Below are 20,602 nucleotides of genomic sequence, written 5' to 3' on the forward strand. Positions count from 1 at the left end.
AAAAAATCCCTGAATTTCAGGGATTTTTTTGTTTGGTAGATTTTTAAGTTTTAGGTCAAGCTCTTTTCAAAAAAAACAATTCCAAATATTTGGTTCACTAAAACTATTTATTGTTTCAATTAGAAACTATATACTAATGAAAGTATAAATTTCAAATTAGAAACCGCTTCTGAATAGTTTACTGTTCCGTCATCGGCATACATTTCTTGTAAAGGTTTGTCAATATCAAGTTTGCCATAGTTCACAGAAGTGTGTTCTAATTCAAGTCCAATTTTTGTTTTTCCCGAAAGGAAAACAACTCTTGGTGCAAGACGATACATATAATCAACATCGAACCAGCGTCCTACCTGACTACCTGCAACTATTGCCTCGGCAGCTCCCAGGTTTTGAGAATATCCGCCAAATAATCCATACTGCATTTTCTTTCCATTGGTATGGAAATCGACCCAACCGGTTAATGTTGCTATAGGAACATATTCGAAATTATTGTACAAAATGTTTTCAGTAGTGTATTCTCTATTAACCATGGCATAACCGCCCATCATAACCATATTGTCGTTGTTTTGTCCGTATTTTGCCCAAAGTTTCAGCGTGAATGGGCTTGTTTTAATTTTGCAGTATCCTAAAGCAGAGATGCTGCTAACAGTGTTTTCCCCGGCTTCGTGAAAAAATCCATCCTCAATAACCAGAGTTTTTGCATTGATAGCTCCTCCCAAAACAAACAAATTGCTTCCATTTGATTTCTTATATTGAATTTGTGCATGAGCTTCAGGAATTACAGCTTTTTGCATAGAAACATTTCCTTTATTTTTGAAAGTTCCTTGCGACAAAATAGCAGCCATGAACTGCATATCACCAAATTGTTTAATGAATCTGATTTGTGGATTTCTCGAAAGAGGATTGTATGGAAGCCCTGCACCAAAGGAAACAGTTGATGCGTAACAATCTGCTATCCACAAAGGGTGCCAGTACTGACCAGCCCAAAGTTGAGTTGTTCCCCAATCTAATTTTAGTAGCGCATGTCGCATTCTTATGGAATAGTAGCTTGCACCAGAAACTCCGTAAAAGTCAACTTCAATAAGTCCAGAAGTTTTAGCACCAAATGCGTCTGGTCCTGTAATTTTCCCTCTTATTCTCGTAACTAATGACGAAATAGTAAAATTTGGATCAGCATTCAGGTCATTTCCAAGAGAGTCGATATTTTCTGCCAAAGGTGTTAAATAAAGAGCACTTTCTCCTCTTGCCGAAAAAGCAGCTCGACTGTTGAATATTGCATCGTTTCTAATGAAACCGGAAAGTTTAATCCCAAATTTGCTTTCTTCCTGAGCATTTGAAATAAACAGCATTGATAATGCCAAAAAAGTTAGTAATAATTTTCTCATAATTCTTAGTTTTAATTAATTTCAAATGATGCAAGATATTACTTATAGCTTATTTTAAGCATGACAAATGTCATTGTTTTTCGAGTCCAAAACATCCGATTTCAATTTAGTATTTTGCTTAATGTTTTTTTGAATTGGCAATTTCATATTATAAAAAATACAAGGTGCAACAATCAAATTAAAATAGAAGTCATTAAAATTATGATAGAAAAATTGAAACTCAAACAATATATTCCGCAAGTTGTGGCAATAGCTATTTTTCTTTCATTATCAATTATTTATTTCAATCCTTTATTAACTGGCAAAAAAATTAAGCAAGACGATATAGTTAGTTTTCGGGGAATGTCGAAAGAGATTGTTGATTTTCGTAACGAAACCGGAGAAGAAGCATTGTGGACAAATGCAATGTTTGGAGGAATGCCGGCGTTTCAAATTTCTGTAAAATATAGTTCGAACCTTATAAAAAAGATTGATAGCTTTTTGAAATTAGGCTTACCACATCCGGCAAATTTGCTTTTCTTGAATTTTCTGGGTTTTTATATTCTGCTTCTTGTTTTGAGGGTTGATAAATGGCTGAGCATTGGTGGTGCTATTGCTTTTGCTTTTTCCTCTTATTTTTTTATTATAATTGATCTTGGGCACAATTCTAAAGCTAATGCAATTTCATATATTCCATTAGTTTTTTCAGCCTTAGTTCTCATTTTTAACAAAAAGTATTTTTGGGGAGGCATTCTGTTTTCAATATTTTTTGCCTTAGAAATTGGTGCTAATCATTTGCAGATAACTTATTATCTGGGTTTTATTGTCTTTTTCTTTCTGTTGTCAAAGCTGATTTTTGCATTAAAAAACAATGAAATTCGTGCATTTGCAAAAGCATCAGTTATAATTCTTGTGGCATCAATATTTGCAATAGCTACAAACATTTCTTTACTATGGACCAGCTTTGAATATTCGAAAGAAACCATTAGAAATGGCTCAGTTTTGCAATACAAAAATGTTAGTTCGACTGGCTTGGAAAAATCGCATATAACTGCATGGAGCTATGGGCTTTTAGAAACGGTCAATACAATTATACCCGGTTTAACCGGAAATTCGTCGGAAGAAAATCTGGAGAATTGTATAAATACGAATTTGTATGTTTCTGAAAACGAAATAGAAATTGGCGATAAGCAAAACAAAATTCCGTTATATTGGGGCAATCAGCCATACACCGGCGGACCAAACTATTTTGGAATAAGCATTTTTTTCTTTTTCCTGTTAGGAATTTTTATCCTGAAGCATAAGTTTAAATATTGGATTTTGCTTTTAATTTTGCTTTCAGTTTTGCTGGCATGGGGCAAAAACCTTATGATTTTGACAGATTTCTTTATTGATTATATTCCTTATTATGAAAAATTCAGGGCTGTAACTACAATTTTGATTATTCCTCAGTTTTTGATTCCGGTTTTTAGTTTACTGACAATAAACCAGTTAATTACAAATTCTGCATTCAAATTGAAAAATATCAGATATTTGACAATTACGTCAGCAATAATTGCCGGTTTCATAATATTTTTATTGCTGTTCTCTAACTATATTTTTGACTTTTCAAGTATTCATGACAAAAGACAAATTCTGAAATTTTATGATTACGATTTTTTGGAAACAATAAAACTCGACAGAGCAAAATTATTATCAAATGATTTGTTGCGCTCGCTGATATTGATTTTAGTTGCAGCACTTTCAACTTATTTGTTTTTAAATGGAAAAATAAAAAAATCTGTAATTATCATAATTCTGACTTTTCTTTTTTTATTTGATTTGTGGACAGTGAACAGGCGATTTTTGAATAATGAAAATTTTACAGACGAAAAAAATGTAGTTGAACCCTTTGAAAAAACTATCGCCGATGAAACTATTTTGATGGATGAAGACCCAAATTTTAGAGTTTACAATAAAACTGTTGCGACTTTTAACGAGGCTTCTACATCGTTTTTTCATAAATCAATTGGAGGTTATCATGGTGCCATGCTAAGTCGATACAATGACATTGTCAAATATCATTTGAAAAAGAAAAGCAAAAATGTTTTCGATATGCTAAATACAAAATATTTTATTCTTAGAAAGGGTAACAGATATTTAGCTCGAAAAAATAAATCGGCGCTCGGAAATGTTTGGTTTGTAAATTTTGTCGAATTTGCCAAAAATCCAATTGAAGAATTTGAATTCCTTGATAGTTTTAATCCAAAAACCACTGCAATTGTAAATGAAATATTTGAAGACTACATTTCAGGAATTTCTTCTACAATTTCAGGCAAAGAGTTTATTAATTTAACGGAATACATGCCCAATTTTTTACAATATGAAAGTCGTTCGGAGCGAAAACATTTGGCAGTCTTTTCAGAAATATATTACGATAAAGGCTGGAATGCGTATATTGACGGGGAAGAAGCAAAAATTGTCAGGGCAAATTATTTGCTCAGAGCAATAGTAATCCCACCAGGGAATCATTTGATTGAAATGAAATTTGAGCCGAAATCGTTTTTTGTAGGTGAAACAATTTCTTTATTTTCTTCCGGAATATTAATACTTTTATTACTCATTGGCATATTTCAAGGTTTTTATAAAACTTCTTTAAAGCTAAATTAATCCGTATAGCAAAATAGGGGACTTCTGAAAATGCAAATTTATTCGTTGCTTCAAAATTTCAAAATCCTCATTTACAGTAGTAAACTGCGGTTTTGAAATTTCTTGCACCTTGAAATTTACTATTTTTAGAAGTCCTCAATAATAATTCAGGAAAATTTTAATGAAAAAATATTAGTTGTTTGTTGCAACAAGGGCTAACATATTTTAGTCTTTACTCAAAACCCGCAAATATGAAAAACCCAATCTTAAAAACCCCAATTAACTTAAACAACAAATGGGTTTGGTTAGCAACAATTTTGCTGATAACCATTGTTGTTTACTTCCCTACCTTTCAATTTGAATTGCTTAACTACGACGACGAAAGATTAATAATTAAAAACAAGTTGATTAAAGATTTTTCTTTTTATAGTTTGCAATTATATTTTGCTGATTATTACGACAACATTTATCAACCGTTTGTATTGATGTCATGGGCTTTCGATTATGCCATTGATGGATTAAATCCATCTGTTTTCCATATTCATAATCTTGTTTTACACTTGATTAACATTAGTTTAGTATTTTTCTTTATTCAACTTTTATTTAACGATAAACGAATTTCCATAATCACAGCATTTTTGTTTGCAATTCAGGCACTGCATATTGAGTCGGTAGCCTGGATTTCTGAAAGAAAAGATTTGGTTTATTCTATGTATTTTTTGTTGTCGTTAATTATGTATATTAAATATATTAAAACCTCACAGTTAAAGTTTTATGCTTTATCTATTGTTTTGTTTTTATTTTCACTCTTCTCAAAAGGTTTGGCAATTGCTCTGGCACCAACGATTTTTGCAATCGATTTCTTTTACAGACGAAAAATATTGAGTAAGAAAGTAATTTTAGAAAAAATTCCATTTCTGATTCTCGCAACAATTTTTGCAATAATTGGCAGTATTGGATTTTTTATTCACAATAAACCTTCGGATATATCAATTGTAGGCAAAATTTTGTCAACAGGATTCGTATTTTTTAATTATTTCACAAAAGTGATTTTCCCATACAAACTGTCAGCATTTCATCCTTATCCGGAAGAAATTGGAGGTTATTATTCAATTAAGTTTATTATTCTTACAATTTTGTCAGTTTTAGCAATAGTAGCTTTATTTCTATTAGCAAGAAAAAGCAGAAAGCTGGCATTTGGTGCACTATTTTTTATCGTTAACATTTTATTAGCTTTAAAATTGTCGCAGATAACCAATCTTGGTTTTATTATGGCTGACAGATATACTTATATTTCTTCTATTGGCATTTTTATTATAGTGGCTACATTTTTTATTCATTTACTAAAAAGATTTTCGAGATTCAAAATTCCGGTATTAGCAATACTGTTTGCCTATATGTTTTTTCATACTGCCATCAGTTCACAACATATATTTGTCTGGCAAGATAGTATTTCCATTTGGGATTCAATTGTAGAACAATATCCTGACAGATCGCGATTTTATAACAAGAGGGGAATGGCAAAGGTCGATAATGGTGATTTTAAAGGTTCTATTCAGGATTTTAGTGAAGCAGTAAATATTAATCCCAATTACGAAAAGGCATATTATTGCAGAGCTGATGCTTATGAAAAACTTAAAAAGTGGAAAATGGCAATTCAAGACTATTCAAAAATCATTGATTCTGATGTAAATAGTAGCAAAGCGTATTCACTCAGAGGTAAAGTATATGAAAAAACATCTAATTACAATAAAGCATTAATTGATTTTAATACAGCTATTGAGATAGATCCTAACCATCCAAAGCTATATGTACAACGAGCATATTTTTTTTACAAAACAGGAGACTATCAAGCTGCTATTCAAGATTATGACATAGCACTCGAAATTAAACCTAAGATGAAGATAGCGAAAAGACAGCGAGAGATGGTGTTGAGGAAATATAGAGAAAAGTCCTTTTTTTAATAATGTATTTGCTTATGCGGCTGATAATCAAGCCGTAAAAATAATGTTTGACTTTTTCTGAGAGAACAATTTTCGTTAATTTTTTACAAATCAACAAATAATTCGGATTGCAACAATAACAAACTAGTTGTGGTCTTAATCCAAAATGTATGATTATGGATAGTTATAAGCTTAAGAAAATCATAAATAATAATTGGTTTTGGTTGGCAACAATTTTAATATTTACCTTCATACTTTATTTTCCGACATTTCAATTCGAAATTTTAAATTACGACGACGATAGATTAATCGTAAATAATGAACTAATTCAAGAAATCTCTTTCAGGAATCTGAAATTGTCTTTCGCTGATTATTACGATAATATTTATCAACCTTTTGTTTTGATGTCATGGGCTTTCGATTATGCTATCGATGGTTTGAACCCAAGAGTTTTTCATATTCACAATCTTGTGATACATTTGATAAACATTTGTTTAGTATTTTTTTTTATTCAACTTCTCTTCAGTGATAAACGAATTTCCATTATCACATCATTTTTATTTGCTGTTCATTCAATGCACATCGAGTCTGTAGCCTGGATTTCGGAAAGAAAAGACCTTCTTTATGCAATGTATTTTTTGTTGTCATTAATCATGTATATAAAATATGTCAAGTCCTCACAGATAAGATTTTATGTTTTTTCTCTTGTTTTGTTTTTATTTTCACTTTTCTCGAAAGGTCTCGCTGTGGCATTAGCTCCTACGATTGTTGCAATCGACTTCTTTTTGAAACGAAAAATATTCAGCAAAAAAGTAATTATCGAAAAAATCCCATTTCTGATTTTTGCAATATTCTTCAGTATAGTGGGCAGTTTCGGATTCAATAATCTATCGAAAGCAGCAGACTTTTCACTTTTTGGCAAATTATTATCAACAGGATATGTATTTTTTCATTACTTCATAAAAATGTTTATCCCTTACGGACTTTCAGCTTATCATCCTTATCCTTCAGAAATAGAAAGCTCTTATCCTTCTATATTTTATCTTCTTAGTTTTTTGTCAATATTAATAATAATTACCTTAATTATTCTATCGAAAAAAAGCAGACGATTGGCATTTGGTGCAATTTTTTTTGGCATAAATATTTTTATTGCCCTTAGGATTTCGCAAATCACATCTGTTGGTTTCATCATGGCCGACAGATATGCTTATGTTTCTTCAATCGGAATTTTTATTCTTATTTCCGTTTTCTTCATATTTTTGATAAAAAAAATTCCGAATTTGAAAATCCCTGTATTTTCCTTACTAATTGCATTTATGATTATTAATATTTGGATTAGTTCCCAACATATTTTTGTTTGGGAAAATAGTATTTCAATATGGGATTCGATAATTGAAAAATATCCTGACAGGTCGTGGCCATATTCCAAAAGAGGATTGGCTAAAGCAGATTACGGCGATTATGAAGGAGCAATTTACGATTTTAGCAGTGCTGTTATAATAAAACCCGACTTCTACAAAATATATTACAATAGAGCAGAAACATATAGGAAATTGAAAATGTGGGATTTAGCTATTCATGACTATTCAAAAATTATTTATGATAATTCAGATTGTGCTAAGGCTTATGCATTCAGAGGGATTGCATATGAAAAATCTGATATGTACAAAAAAGCATTAAACGATTTTAACAAAGCAATAAAAATTGAGCCTGAATCTTCAATGTTATATTTACAACGAGCAATGTTAAAGACTAAAAAAGGGTACTATAATTCTGCAATTCAAGACTATAACATAGCACTTGCAATTCAACCTGACCTAAAAATTGCCAAAAATCAAAAATACATGGTTTTGGAAATCATAAAAAGAAACTACCTGCGAACAAATACTTTGGTTCAGAATTAATCTAAACTAAGTGTTATTTGTCGGTCCAAAAAAGTTCTGAAAGAATATAGTCTGAAACAAATTGACCTTCTGGTGTTAAAAAGCAATTGCCCTTATTCCAAACAAAATATTTATTTTCCTTGAATTTCTTTGCCTTTGCGAAAAAATCATGATAGAGTTTCTTGCCAAAATTTCTTTGCAAAAAGCTTAATTCAATTCCCTTATTTGTTCGCAAGTTTGTCATCAAATATTCATTATATTTTGTAAAAAAATCTAATGTTTCAATTTCAAAAGGAACTTTTCCTTCAGTAATAGATTTTATATAAGATGAAGTATTTGAAATATTCCATTGTCTCGACTCAATATTAAATGAGTGTGCCGATGGTCCAATTCCAAGATATTTTCCTTTAAGCCAATAATTTGAATTGTGTTTCGACTCGTAGCCCTTTTTTGCGAAATTCGATATTTCATATTGGATAAAATCATTTTGTTTGGTTTTTTCAATCAAAGTTGAGAATTGTTCAAAACATTGTTTGTCGTTAAGTTCTTTTACGATTCCTTTTCTTAAATAATTACTGAACACTGTGCCTTTTTCGTAGGTTAACTGATATGCTGAAATATGCTGAATATTTAAATCGAAAGCTTTTTGAAGATTTTTCCCCCATTTATTCAAGTTCATTTGTGGCAAGGAATAAATTAGGTCGATGCTAATATTATCGAATCCGGTAGTTTGACTATTTTCAACTGACTTTATAGCAGAACGTGCATCGTGCCTTCTATTCATAATTTTCAAATCATCGTTCGAGAAAGATTGAATACCAATGCTTAATCTGTTAATTCCTATTTTTCTTAATTCCTGCAAATAATCTAAATTTAGATCTTCTGGATTTGCTTCAAAAGTAATTTCCGGATTTTCAGAAATATTAAAAAACCTGAAAGCATGATCCAGTATTTTTCCAATTTTCGAACTGCTTAGAACCGAAGGAGTTCCACCTCCAAAATATATTGTATTTACACTATCAGAAGCCAAATATTTTTTCTGTAACTCAATTTCCTTAAGAAAAGCCTCAATTAATTCATCTTTTTCTTTTTCAGAAACTTTTGAATAAAAGTCGCAATAGAAACATTTTTTTCTACAAAAAGGTATATGTATATATATGCTTGCCAAACTCTAAAAATTTAATAATACAATTTTATTAATATTTTTACATTATATCATATTTTTAGAACAAATAGTTACTAAGACCATATTTTTGTCTATTTTTGTTAATTATGAAATTAAAAATTATATATTATGAAAGCAGAACAGTTTATTTACCAAGAAAAAGCCAATGCAGAAGATTATAGTGGCAAAAATTCTCATTTGTTCCGGATTTAATTTTAGTATTTGCAAGTGGCAATATGCTTACTAATACGGTATTAGTTAATATGTTAAAAGAAGAATATCCAGATTCTATATTAACCGGATGTTCTACAAGTGGAGAAATATGCGGAATTACTGTTAGCGATAACACTTTTACAACCACTGGGGTTAAATTCGAGAAAACAAAAATTGCTTATCAAGCTGCTGATATAAAGGATTTTGAAAACAGTCAGGAAGCAGGCAAGCATATATCAGAAGCCTTTGAAAAAGAAGGATTGAAACATGTATTTGTCCTCTCCGAGGGTTTGAATGTAAATGGTACTGAGCTTGTCAAAGGTTTCAGGTTGAATCTACCAGCAGGTGTAAACGTAACGGGCGGATTGGCAGGCGATGGAGCCAATTTTGCTCAAACCTATATCGTTACAAATTCTGGCAAAGTAAAAGGAGATATTATTGCAGCTATAGGATTTTATGGTGAAGATATTAAAATCGGTTACGGTTCACTTGGAGGTTGGGATAGTTTTGGAGTTGAAAGATCTGTTACAAAATCGGAGGCAAATGTTTTGTACGAAATAGACAATACACCAGCTCTGAGCATATATAAATCATTTCTTGGCGATCAGGCAAAAGATCTTCCTGCTTCTGGTCTCCTATTCCCATTAAGTATGCGAACAGAAGCTGATGCCGAGCCCGTTGTGCGTACAATTCTTGCTGTAGATGAAGAGAAACAAAGTTTGACATTTGCTGGAGATATTCCTGAAGGTTCATATATCAAACTTATGAAAGCTAATATAGATAGACTAATTACCGGAGCCGAAGATGCAGCCAAAGTAAGTGTCAATCCACTATCAGGAAATTTACCTGAATTAGCAATTCTAATAAGCTGTGTAGGCAGGAAATTGGTATTAAATCAAATGGTTGAAGAAGAAGTTGAAGCAGTGCAAGATGTTGTTGGAGAGCAAGCAAAACTTACAGGATTTTATTCTTATGGAGAAATAGCTCCTTTCCTTGAAGGGGCAAAATGTGAACTACACAATCAAACAATGACAATTACAACCTTCCAAGAGGTATAATTTTCTGTTTTTGCTGAATTGATAGAAATTTGAAAATGCTTAGCTTTTATTTTACAGGGATTATTGTTCCTTTATCGAAATGAAAAAGCTAAGCATTTTATTACCAGCATAGTATTTGAACAAAATATTGAATTATTTATACTGATTTAATTGATGCACAGATTATTAAAAAGGCAAATAAAAAGGTATTTGCCAAACATTGAATCATGCAATGGCGATATGAAAGTATTTTTAGATGCCATTGATAGCGCATATAATAGCTATGATACCGATTATGGACGTTTAGAGCGAACATTAGAAATAAGTTCTAACGAATCTTTCAAAGAGCTTTCTGATTTTAAGTATGCGATGAGTACAACCACAATGATCGTAATTACTGATTATCGTGGCAAAATTACATTTATGAATGATAACTTTCTAAACTCATCTGGTTATTGCCGTGAAGAGTTAATTGGTAAAGACTATCGTTCTTTAAATTCAGATTACCATGCTGCAGAATTCTACGATGACCTATTTTCAACTATCACAAGTGGTCATATATGGAAAGGAGAGGTATGTGATATCACCAAAAACAAAGAATATTATTGGGTTGATACGACTATTGTTCCTCTAATTAATGAACAAGGTAGGCCATATCAGTTCATTTCATTCAAAATAGATATTACTACAATAAAAAATGCAGAAATAGAGATTCGAGAATATGCTACAAATTTAGAAAAAATAAATAAAGAGTTAGACCAATTTGCTTATGTAGTTTCGCACGATTTAAAAGCACCATTAAGAGCTATCAATAATTTGTCAGAGTGGATAGAAGAAGATATAATTGAAGTTATAGACTTTGATACCAGAGAAAACTTGCAACTACTAAGAGGCAGAGTCAATCGAATGGAAAATCTGATAAATGGAATATTAGAATACTCACGCGCCGGAAGAGTAAAAAGTAATAATTCGATGGTTGATTTGAATAAACTTGTTGCAGATATTACCTGCTCTACTGAAGACAGTTCAAATGTAAAATATCATTATGCAAAAAATTTGCCGGAGATATATACTGAAAGGGTAGCTATAGATCAAATCCTTAGCAATCTCGTCAGTAATGCAATAAAGTATAATGACAAGGAAATTGTAGAAATCAGCATAAACTTTGGAACTGAAGACAAATTTTACAAATTTTGCGTTGCAGACAACGGTCCTGGAATTGCAAAAGAGTATCACGAAAAAATATTTGCTATTTTTGCAACCTTACAGGCTCGAGATAAGTTTGAGAGTACAGGAGTTGGGCTTGCAATTGTGAAAAAATTAATAGAAGAAAAAAATGGAAAAATATGGGTTGAATCAGAATTAGGCAAAGGAAGCAAATTCAATTTTACATGGCCCATTGAGTATAACAATTTAAATTAATCAATAATGACAGAAACCTTAATTAATGTATTACTTGTTGAGGATGACAAGGTTGACATAATGAACGTGAAGCGAGCCTTTAAGAAAAACAAGATTGAAAATCCTCTGTTTGTTGCTGAAAATGGTGTAGAAGCACTTGAACTACTTCGAGGGCAAAACCCAAACCAAAAAATAGTACCACTACCAAGAATAATTTTGTTAGACCTTAATATGCCAAAAATGGGAGGATTAGAATTTCTGAAAATCTTGCGAAACGATGAAAATTTAAGAAATATTTCTGTATTTGTAATGACCACTTCGAATGATGATAAAGACAAAGTTGAAGCATATAACCTGAATGTAGCAGGCTATATACTTAAACCACTATCAATGGCAAATTTCATAAATGCAGTTTCTGTATTGAACAATTATTGGAGACTTAATGTCTATCCATAATAAGAAAAATAGCCTGTTGAAAACCTATTTTAGCGATTAACCTGAATGGAAGAAAAAGAGAAAATAAAAATATTACTTGTAGAGGACGATGATATTGACGTAAGATCATTCGAAAGATCATTAAGGAAAGCAAAAATTGATTATAGCATAGAAGTATGTACATATGCAAACGAAGCTATCAATTTGCTAACAAACAAAGATGATTACGATTGCATTTTTCTCGATTATCAATTGCCTGGAATGGACGGATTATCTTTATTGATTAAAATTAGGGAATTAGGAATTGAAAAACCAATTGCGGTTCTAACTTCGCAAGGAGACGAAAAAGTTGCAGTCGAAATGATGAAAGCCGGTGCATTCGACTATTTTCCAAAATATGATGTCAATCCCTCAAAAATTGGAAGAACAGTTTCTTCTATGATTAATTTTAATAAAATTGCAGAAGAAAAACGAGAAATTGAGAAATCTTTAGAAAATCACAAACAATTTATTCAGGTTGTTACCAATTCTTCGCCAAACATAATTTATGTTTTAGACATTCAAAGCTCTAAATATCTATTTCTAAATAGAAGTATTTACAAAGACCTTGGATACTCCGATGAGCATATTAATGCAAATAAAGTTAATATTCAGGAAAATACAATTCATCCGGAAGATATTCCAAAAGTAAAAAAACACTATAAAGAGTTATCGGAAAAAGAAGACAATAGTATATTTGAATTGGAATTCAGGATGAAGAATTCTGAAGGCAATTGGGTTTGGTTTTTAAGTAGAGATACCATTTTTAAACGAAACGAAGACAAAAGAGTTTCTCAAATACTTGGCTCTACTAGCAACATCAACAATTTGAAAAAAGTTGAGACCGAACTCATTAGTGCGAAACAACAAGCCGAACAAGCTGCAAAAATAAAATCGGAATTTCTATCGAACATGAGCCATGAAATCAGAACCCCAATGAATGCTATTATTGGATTAACAGATTTGTTGCTCTCTGAGGAAAATAATAGTATTGTTGAAGACAACTTGCAGTCAATCAAACAATCAGCCGATAATTTATTAGTTATTATTAATGATATTCTTGATTTTTCTAAAATTGAAGCAGGAAAATTAATATTAGAAACAATCAATTTTAATTTTACTTATCAACTAAATCATATTCAAAAAACATTAGCATATAAATCTGAAGAAAAAGGTTTAGAATTTGATGTAGTAATTGACCCAAAAATACCAAATTTCTTATTAGGAGACCCATTCAGACTAAATCAAATAATAATTAATCTTGCCGGAAATTCAATAAAATTCACCGATAAAGGGCATATTAAAATAATAGCAAATTTAGTTAAGCTGACAGACGATAAAGTAGATCTACAAATAGTAGTAAAAGATACAGGTATTGGAATTTCGAAAGAAAAACAAAACAGTATTTTTGAAAGTTTCACCCAAGCCGATACAAATATCACTCGCTTTTTTGGAGGAACTGGTCTTGGTCTGACCATTACAAAACAATTAGTTGATCTAATGAATGGCTCTATTAGAGTTGAAAGCGAATTAGGAGAAGGTTCAGAATTTATCTTAGATTTAAGATTCGAAAAAGGTAAAGGGCAGAAGATGAAAATTCCAACAAAAATTATTGAAAAAGACCTTGCCGGAATCAATATTTTAGTTATGGAAGATAATATCTTTAATCAGAAAGTAATTTCTCAAATCCTTAGACAATGGAATTGTAATATGGTGATTGCAGACAATGGTCAGTTAGGCCTTGAAGAATTACTAAAATCGTCTTTTGATATAATTCTTATGGATTTGCAAATGCCCGTAATGGATGGTTTCGAGACAGCAAAAGCAATAAAAACAGATCAAAAATTTCTTGAATATAAAGATATTCCAATTATTGCTCTAACAGCAGACGCTTTTCCGGAGACAAAAAGTAAAGTCTTTGATAAAGGAATGAGTGATTTTGTGAGTAAACCATTTGAAAGATTAGATCTTAATCATAAAATTTCTAAATACACGCAAGGAAAATAACCCGTAATTTTGAAAATCACGAGATAGGAAAACTTCAAGAATAAACCTACGACAGATATTGTAGTTTAATATTGGTAGTGAAATATTTGTTATTCCGGAAAATAGCCTCTCATAATTCCTCTTTTTGCATTTCTAATGAAAAGAAGAATTTCATCTCTTTCTTTTGTTGCTTGCATTTCTGCTTCAATTCGTTCAAGAGCCTGAAAGTTATTTAATTTTCTTAAAAATAAAAACCTATAAACTTCTTGTATCTCATTAATTTTTTCGTTTGAAAATCCTCTCCGTCTCAATCCTATTGAATTGATTCCTGCATAAGAAAGTGGTTCTCGTCCTGCTTTTACAAATGGAGGAACATCTTTTCTAACTAATGATCCGCCGGAAATCATTACGTGAGATCCTACATTCACAAACTGGTGAACTGCTACCAGCCCACTAAATATTGCCCAATCGCCAACAATAATTTCGCCAGCAAATTGCGAGGCATTGCCCATAATCACGTTGTCGCCAATTGTGCAGTCGTGAGCAATATGAACATATGCCATTAGGAGACAATTTTTTCCAACAGTAGTTTTATACTTCGATCTAGTACCTCTGTTTATTGTTACACATTCGCGAATCGTAGTGTTATCTCCAATTTCTGCGGTTGTTTCTTCACCTTCAAATTTCAGGTCTTGAGGGATTGCAGAAATTACAGCTCCTGGAAAAATCCGACAATTTTTTCCAATTCTGGCTCCTTCCATAATTGAAACATTTGATCCAATCCAGGTCCCTTCGCCTATAACTACATTTTTAGCAATGGTTACAAATGGTTCTATTACAACATTTCTTGCAATTTCTGCTTGTGGATGTACGTATGAAAAAGGTTGATTCATTGTATTTTATCTTTTTATTTAGTTTTAGATATTTGAGCCATAAATTCTCCTTCAGTTACAAGTTTGTCGCCAACGAATGCTTGTCCACTCATGTTAGCAATTCCTCTCCTAATAGGAGTAATTAATTCCATTTTGAAAACTAATGTGTCGCCCGGAACAACAGGATTTCGGAATTTTATGTTGTCCAATTTCATAAACAAAGTTGAATAATTTTCAGGATCGGGAACTCCTTTCAAAACCAAAATTCCACCGGCTTGTGCCATCGCTTCAACAATTAAGACTCCCGGCATAACAGGCATATTTGGAAAATGACCGACAAAAAATTGTTCATTCATCGTAACATTTTTAATTGCTATTACAGATTCATCATCTGCTTCAAGAACTTTATCAATCAGAAGAAATGGCGGACGATGTGGAAGTAGTCTTTTAATTCCTTCTATATCGAAAAGAGGTTTAGCATTAATGTCAACATCTGGAGCAGAACTTTTAGTCCTTTTTATTTTTTGTCTAATGAGTTTGGCGAATTCAACATTTGAGTAATGACCTGGGCGAGTGGCAATAATTCTGGCTTTTATCGGCATTCCAACTAAAGCAATATCTCCTAACAAATCTAAAAGCTTATGTCGGGCAGGTTCATTTTCAAAAGATAAATCAACATTGTTTAAAATACCTTGTGGCTTAACTTTTACATGTGGTTGATTGAATAGATCGGCAAGCTTATTTAGCTCTTCTTGCGAAATCTCTTTCCCGATAATTACTATGGCATTGTTTAGGTCGCCGCCTTTTATTAAATTTTGTTTTAGTAGAGGTTCTAAATCTTTTAGAAATACAAAAGTTCTGCATTCAGCAATTTCTTTGTCGTAATCTGAAAGGGAATTTAATGATGCAAATTGATTTGAAAGAACCTCCGAATCGTGCGAAATTAGTACATTTACTCTAAGCTCGTCTTCAGGTAATGCTAAAATTTCTATATTATTTTTTTCATCGAAATATCTAATTTTTTCTTTTAGAACGAAATATTGTTTTTCGGCTTTTTGCTCTATAATTCCGGTTTCATTTATTTTATCAATATAGATTTTTGCACTTCCATCTAATATAGGAACCTCTTGTGCATTTAGTTCAATTACAGCATTGTCGATTCCTTTCGAATATAATGCTGATAAAATATGCTCAACTGTATAAATTCGAGCTCCATTTTCTTCAATTGCAGTTCCACGCGAAGTGTCAACAACATTTTCTACAAGAGCTTTTACAATAGGTTGATTCTCTATATCAAGTCTTCTAAATTTTATGCCATGATTTTCAGGAGCAGGTTTTATAGTTAATTTTACATTTAAACCTGTATGCAATCCTTTTCCATTTATAGCAATTTCTTGCTGTAAAGTCTTCTGATTTTCTTTCATATTTATTTAAGTCTGAACAATTTATCAAAAAAATGGCAAGATATAAAAATAATTTTAAGAGTTGAAATATGATATTTGTTTTTAAAAACTGAATAATTATTTCATATATTTGACTGCATTAGAATATGGTTATAAGATATTGAATGATAGATTTATAAGTGTTAGATGTTTAGAGTTTATCAAATCAAAATTATTAAATTTAGTTTTCGTAACCACAAATTATTAATTGTACAAAACATTTATCAAATTAAGGAGTAAAAATTAGGCAAACAAATGACAGTTATACAATCAAAGAAAGAATCGCTTCAAGATATAAAATGGTGGAAAATGTATAATGAACTCTTGAATTTTAAAGGAGAGTTTGGTCATGCAAATCCCATTTTAAGCAATACAAATTACTCGACAATGGCAAAGTGGGTAAAAACTCAAAGGTATTTTTTTTCGAGGAACATGCTAAGTAATGATAGAATTCAGAAATTGAATGAAATTGGGTTTATATGGAGCATTTCTGATAAGTTGTGGGAAGAAAAATTTAATATTCTTTACGAATTTTATGAAAAAAACGGACATTTAGAAATTCCAAAAACAGGTGAATACACAAAACTAAACAGTTGGTGCTATCAGCAAAGAAATAATAAAAATCAATTGTCTGAAAAGAGAAAAAATCAGTTAGACAAAATAAACTTCATTTGGAACACCGCTGACTATAAATGGGAAAAAAGTTTCAAGCTAATTTTAGAATTTAAGAATACCTACGGACATTGTAGAGTGCCACAAATTAGCAGTGAGCACAAAGAACTTTCAGCATGGTGCAACATACAAAAATTGTACTTTCACAAAGGTTTGTTAGATAATATTAAGATCGAAAAATTAAATTCAATAGGATTCTATTGGTTCGAAAATAAAAATGTTTTGTGGGAAAAGCGCTACAATCAACTTATTGATTTCAAAAATAAATTTGGGCATTTTAAAGTTCCAAGAAGGCAAAATGCTAAGGATAAATACATAGAATATAAAGTTTTAAGTAATTGGATAAGTACTCAACGATACTACAATTCTATTGGCAAATTACAAGCCAACAGGAAAAGCAAGCTCGACGAAATTGATTTTATTTGGGTTTATCGCCAAAAAATATCAGATTAATAAATATATTTCAGCCAAAATATATAATAATATTAATACTAATTTAAGAAAATATATAAATGAAAATTGTAATTCCTTCGGGATTTGAAAAAATATACGATAAAGTTATTAGTAATAAAAGAATAGATCAAAACGAAGCAATGATTCTTTTTGAGAAAGCCGAAATAGGTTTTTTAGGAATATTGGCAAATCATATTCGTGAGAAAAAGCATGGCAGCAATACTTTTTTTAATAGAAATTTTCATATAGAACCTACAAATATCTGCGTTTATAATTGCAAGTTTTGCTCCTATCGCCGCCGTAAGGGTGAAGATGGGAGTTGGGATTATTCTGTCTATGAAATGCTCAACACTGCTAAGAAATATATTGGCAAAAATGTTAGTGAAGTTCACATTGTTGGAGGTGTACATCCGCAATATGATTTATTTTATTATGCAAATCTCATTAAAAAAATAAAAGAGATACTTCCAAAAATTCATATAAAAGCATTCTCTGCAATAGAATTAGAATATATGATAAGCAAAGCAAACTATTCGTTGAGCGAAGGGCTTACATATCTCAGAAATCATGGTCTCGATTCAATTCCCGGAGGAGGAGCCGAAATATTCGATGAAAATATCAGAACCGAAATTTGCGACGAAAAAGCAAGTTCTCAGCAGTGGCTAACTATTCATGAAAATGCACATAAAATAGGAATTTCATCGAACGCAACAATGCTCTACGGACATATCGAAAACTATAGTCATAGAGTCCACCACTTAAATTTACTTAGAGAACTTCAAGACCGAACAAATGGATTTAATGCGTTTATTCCATTAAAATTCAAAAAGGAGAACAACAAATTGTCTTATATTAAAGAAGTAAATACGCTTGAAGATCTACGAAACTATGCTGTATCGAGAATATTTCTTGATAATATTCCAAACATAAAAGCCTACTGGCCTATGATTGGAACTGAAATTGCCCAATTATCGCTTTCTTTTGGAGTGAACGATTTGGATGGAACAATTGATGATTCAACAAAAATATATTCGATGGCAGGAGCAAAAGACAAAAATCCGGGTTTGTCTTCAAACGAATTGATTGAATTGATAAAAGACGCAAGGAGAAAACCTGTAGAGAGAGACTCGAACTATCAAATAATTAAGAAGTATTGAGTCACTATTTAGAATGCAAAACTTCGCATTTTGTTAATCATAGAAAACAAAAATATTTGTAGGGCATAAATTTTTGTTATGCTTTTAAAATTATGTTTATATTCAAAAAAAATTGTTTTTGTATGTGGTTGAATATAAAATAGATATAAAATTAGAAGGTCCTAAAATTAAAATTTGAGATATTAATTTGCAATTTTAATGAGATAGATTAAAGAATATAAAATGGATTACAATAAAGAATTTGTTTCGCAACTGGTCTTAAACGGAGGACCTGAAAAACATGAATACTCTCAATTAAATAATATATTAAATAGTATTGGCAAGGAAGAAATAGAAAGTTTCCGAGAACAGATAAAACCTAGTTTGAATATTGACACCATGCATGGATTTGGTTTTAATAAACCTTTCGGATATTCCGGTGATTTTTTTATGATTGAAAAAATTTATTCGTATTGGATAAATCAAGGCGAAAATTGCAAAAAATGGGATTTGTTTTTCCATAATCATAGTGCAACTCAGGCAGTTAGAAATAGAAAGGAATTTTTTATAAAAGTGCTTGAAGATATTGAAAACAACGAAAATATCACCGACAAAGCTGTTTTGATTTTAGGAAGCGGTCCTGCCACAGATGTTGCAGAGTTTTTCGATAGAAATCCGCAGAGCAAAATGTATTTCGATTTGCTCGATTTAGACCCAAAAGCAATTGATTATGCTAAAATTAAAAACATAAAATATCAATCTCAATTAAACTTTCTTAATAGAAATGTTCTACGATTGAAGCCAGAAAAAAAATATTGTCTTATATGGAGTGCCGGACTTTTCGATTATTTTGGTGACAGACATTTTACTTTTTTAATAAAAAAGTATTTTGAATTTGTGAGAAAAGATTGTGAATTAATAGTAGGGAATTTTTCTCAAAATAATCCTTCTAAAAACTACATGGAAATTATGGGCGACTGGTTTTTAAACTATCGCTCGGAAGAAGAATTGATAAAAATTGCTGAAAATGCAAATGTTCCGAACAAACAAATAAATCTTGAATCAGAACCTTTAGGTATTAATTTATTTATGCGAATCAAGAAAAGATAGTCTCAAGATTGTAGTTTTCTTGAAGCTGCAAAACTTAGTCTTCCATAAAATTACCCATTATAGAGCGGCTTCCTTTTTCGGTATTTTTTCCGTATGGAGAAATTGCTTGTATTAGTTTCCTGAAAGGCATAGATTGTAGCAATACTTTCCCTGTTCCGCTAAGGGTGGTTAAAAACATGCCTTCGCCACCGAAAACCATCGACTTCAAGCTGCCTGCCGATTCTACACTGTAGTCCACACTTTCTTCAAATGCAACTATACAACCTGTATCTATTCTGAGGGTTTCGTTGTTCAATTGTTTTTCTATGACTGTTCCTCCGGCATGAACAAAAGCCATTCCATCGCCTTTTAGTTTTTGAAGTATAAAACCTTCGCCTCCCACCAATCCTGCACCTAATTTTTTATTAAAAATTATTGAGAATTTTGTTCCTAAAGCTGCACACAAAAATCCATCTTTTTGCACTATAAGCGATCCGTTGGTTTTTGCGAGATCTATGGGTACAATTGTTCCTGGATAAGGTGGTCCAAAAGCAACATGTTTTTTCCCGACTCCTCTATGCGTAAAATGCGTCATAAACATCGACTCGCCGGTTAAAACACGAGAACCCATAGAAATTAGTTTGCCAAAAAAACCTTGATTTGGATTTGATCCATCGCCCATTTTTGTTTCATATTCGATACCTTCTTCCATATAAACCATAGTTCCGGCTTCGGCAATTACTGTTTCATCTGGATCTAATTCTATTTCTACAAGTTGAATTTCGTTTCCAAATATTTTATAGTCTATTTCGTGCGATTTCATATTTTTTTATTTAAAGTTTTTTGA

14 protein-coding genes and 1 pseudogene are annotated in these 20,602 nt (G+C 31.4%); 10 read left to right on the top strand and 5 right to left on the bottom strand.

What is annotated here, in order from left to right:
• Positions 1 to 119 precede the first annotated feature (119 nt).
• The gene (locus HN894_05205) at positions 120 to 1,382 is read right to left on the bottom strand and encodes a hypothetical protein (protein MBT7142716.1); all 1,263 of its coding nucleotides are present in this window, start codon (positions 1,380 to 1,382) and stop codon (positions 120 to 122) included.
• 201 nt (positions 1,383 to 1,583) lie between these two features.
• Between HN894_05205 and HN894_05210 the strand changes: the two genes are divergently transcribed.
• From HN894_05210 to HN894_05220, 3 genes are all read left to right on the top strand, one after another.
• Positions 1,584 to 4,010, top strand: coding sequence for a YfhO family protein (locus tag HN894_05210; protein ID MBT7142717.1), 2,427 nt, complete (start codon positions 1,584 to 1,586; stop codon positions 4,008 to 4,010).
• 230 nt (positions 4,011 to 4,240) lie between these two features.
• The gene (locus HN894_05215) at positions 4,241 to 5,953 is read left to right on the top strand and encodes a tetratricopeptide repeat protein (GenBank protein MBT7142718.1); all 1,713 of its coding nucleotides are present in this window, start codon (positions 4,241 to 4,243) and stop codon (positions 5,951 to 5,953) included.
• Positions 5,954 to 6,108: 155 nt separating this feature from the next.
• A complete protein-coding gene (locus HN894_05220) occupies positions 6,109 to 7,836 on the top strand; it encodes a tetratricopeptide repeat protein (GenBank protein ID MBT7142719.1) in 1,728 nt (575 codons plus the stop codon).
• Between the two features lie 13 nt (positions 7,837 to 7,849).
• Here HN894_05220 and hemW read toward each other — a convergent pair whose 3' ends face one another.
• Positions 7,850 to 8,983: a radical SAM family heme chaperone HemW gene (gene hemW, locus HN894_05225; protein ID MBT7142720.1), complete on the bottom strand. Its 1,134-nt coding sequence runs from the start codon at positions 8,981 to 8,983 to the stop codon at positions 7,850 to 7,852.
• Positions 8,984 to 9,109: 126 nt separating this feature from the next.
• Here hemW and HN894_05230 point away from each other — a divergent pair.
• The 4 genes and pseudogenes from HN894_05230 (at position 9,110) to HN894_05245 (ending at position 14,112) form a co-directional block, all read left to right on the top strand.
• A pseudogene (locus tag HN894_05230) lies at positions 9,110 to 10,251 on the top strand (hypothetical protein).
• Positions 10,252 to 10,404: 153 nt separating this feature from the next.
• A complete protein-coding gene (locus HN894_05235) occupies positions 10,405 to 11,652 on the top strand; it encodes a PAS domain-containing protein (GenBank protein ID MBT7142721.1) in 1,248 nt (415 codons plus the stop codon).
• 6 nt (positions 11,653 to 11,658) lie between these two features.
• Entirely contained in the window at positions 11,659 to 12,087 is a 429-nt protein-coding gene (locus HN894_05240) for a response regulator (GenBank protein MBT7142722.1), read from the top strand.
• 45 nt (positions 12,088 to 12,132) lie between these two features.
• A complete protein-coding gene (locus HN894_05245) occupies positions 12,133 to 14,112 on the top strand; it encodes a response regulator (GenBank protein MBT7142723.1) in 1,980 nt (659 codons plus the stop codon).
• 89 nt (positions 14,113 to 14,201) lie between these two features.
• Here HN894_05245 and lpxA read toward each other — a convergent pair whose 3' ends face one another.
• Both lpxA and HN894_05255 read right to left on the bottom strand, forming a co-directional pair.
• Positions 14,202 to 14,984, bottom strand: a complete 783-nt coding sequence (gene lpxA / locus HN894_05250; protein ID MBT7142724.1) for an acyl-ACP--UDP-N-acetylglucosamine O-acyltransferase — start codon at positions 14,982 to 14,984, stop codon at positions 14,202 to 14,204.
• A gap of 14 nt (positions 14,985 to 14,998) precedes the next feature.
• A complete protein-coding gene (locus tag HN894_05255) occupies positions 14,999 to 16,387 on the bottom strand; it encodes a bifunctional UDP-3-O-[3-hydroxymyristoyl] N-acetylglucosamine deacetylase/3-hydroxyacyl-ACP dehydratase (protein MBT7142725.1) in 1,389 nt (462 codons plus the stop codon).
• Positions 16,388 to 16,660: 273 nt separating this feature from the next.
• Between HN894_05255 and HN894_05260 the strand changes: the two genes are divergently transcribed.
• The 3 genes from HN894_05260 to HN894_05270 all read left to right on the top strand — a co-directional run bounded on the left by HN894_05260 (position 16,661) and on the right by HN894_05270 (position 19,776).
• Positions 16,661 to 17,530 (top strand): hypothetical protein, encoded by an 870-nt coding sequence (locus HN894_05260; protein ID MBT7142726.1) that lies wholly within the window; start codon positions 16,661 to 16,663, stop codon positions 17,528 to 17,530.
• A gap of 59 nt (positions 17,531 to 17,589) precedes the next feature.
• Positions 17,590 to 18,687, top strand: a complete 1,098-nt coding sequence (gene mqnE / locus HN894_05265) for an aminofutalosine synthase MqnE (protein ID MBT7142727.1) — start codon at positions 17,590 to 17,592, stop codon at positions 18,685 to 18,687.
• Positions 18,688 to 18,909: 222 nt separating this feature from the next.
• On the top strand, positions 18,910 to 19,776 hold the full coding sequence (locus HN894_05270) for a class I SAM-dependent methyltransferase (GenBank protein ID MBT7142728.1): 867 nt from the start codon (positions 18,910 to 18,912) through the stop codon (positions 19,774 to 19,776).
• 34 nt (positions 19,777 to 19,810) lie between these two features.
• Here HN894_05270 and HN894_05275 read toward each other — a convergent pair whose 3' ends face one another.
• A complete protein-coding gene (locus HN894_05275; GenBank protein ID MBT7142729.1) occupies positions 19,811 to 20,578 on the bottom strand; it encodes a TIGR00266 family protein in 768 nt (255 codons plus the stop codon).
• Between the last annotated feature and the right edge of the window lie 24 nt (positions 20,579 to 20,602).

The organism is Bacteroidota bacterium (genome assembly GCA_018692315.1).
Taxonomy (GTDB): domain Bacteria; phylum Bacteroidota; class Bacteroidia; order Bacteroidales; family JABHKC01; genus JABHKC01.

Bases quoted from the DNA above. Each gene is read 5' to 3' on its own strand.
- HN894_05240 (MBT7142722.1), top strand. From the start codon at position 11,659: ATGACAGAAACCTTAATTAATGTATTACTTGTTGAGGATGACAAGGTT.
- HN894_05245 (MBT7142723.1), top strand. From the start codon at position 12,133: ATGGAAGAAAAAGAGAAAATAAAAATATTACTTGTAGAGGACGATGAT.
- HN894_05275 (MBT7142729.1), bottom strand. From the start codon at position 20,578: ATGAAATCGCACGAAATAGACTATAAAATATTTGGAAACGAAATTCAA.
- HN894_05205 (MBT7142716.1), bottom strand. From the start codon at position 1,382: ATGAGAAAATTATTACTAACTTTTTTGGCATTATCAATGCTGTTTATT.
- HN894_05260 (MBT7142726.1), top strand. From the start codon at position 16,661: ATGACAGTTATACAATCAAAGAAAGAATCGCTTCAAGATATAAAATGG.
- lpxA (MBT7142724.1), bottom strand. From the start codon at position 14,984: ATGAATCAACCTTTTTCATACGTACATCCACAAGCAGAAATTGCAAGA.
- HN894_05235 (MBT7142721.1), top strand. From the start codon at position 10,405: ATGCACAGATTATTAAAAAGGCAAATAAAAAGGTATTTGCCAAACATT.
- HN894_05210 (MBT7142717.1), top strand. From the start codon at position 1,584: ATGATAGAAAAATTGAAACTCAAACAATATATTCCGCAAGTTGTGGCA.
- HN894_05255 (MBT7142725.1), bottom strand. From the start codon at position 16,387: ATGAAAGAAAATCAGAAGACTTTACAGCAAGAAATTGCTATAAATGGA.
- HN894_05270 (MBT7142728.1), top strand. From the start codon at position 18,910: ATGGATTACAATAAAGAATTTGTTTCGCAACTGGTCTTAAACGGAGGA.
- HN894_05220 (MBT7142719.1), top strand. From the start codon at position 6,109: ATGGATAGTTATAAGCTTAAGAAAATCATAAATAATAATTGGTTTTGG.
- HN894_05215 (MBT7142718.1), top strand. From the start codon at position 4,241: ATGAAAAACCCAATCTTAAAAACCCCAATTAACTTAAACAACAAATGG.
- mqnE (MBT7142727.1), top strand. From the start codon at position 17,590: ATGAAAATTGTAATTCCTTCGGGATTTGAAAAAATATACGATAAAGTT.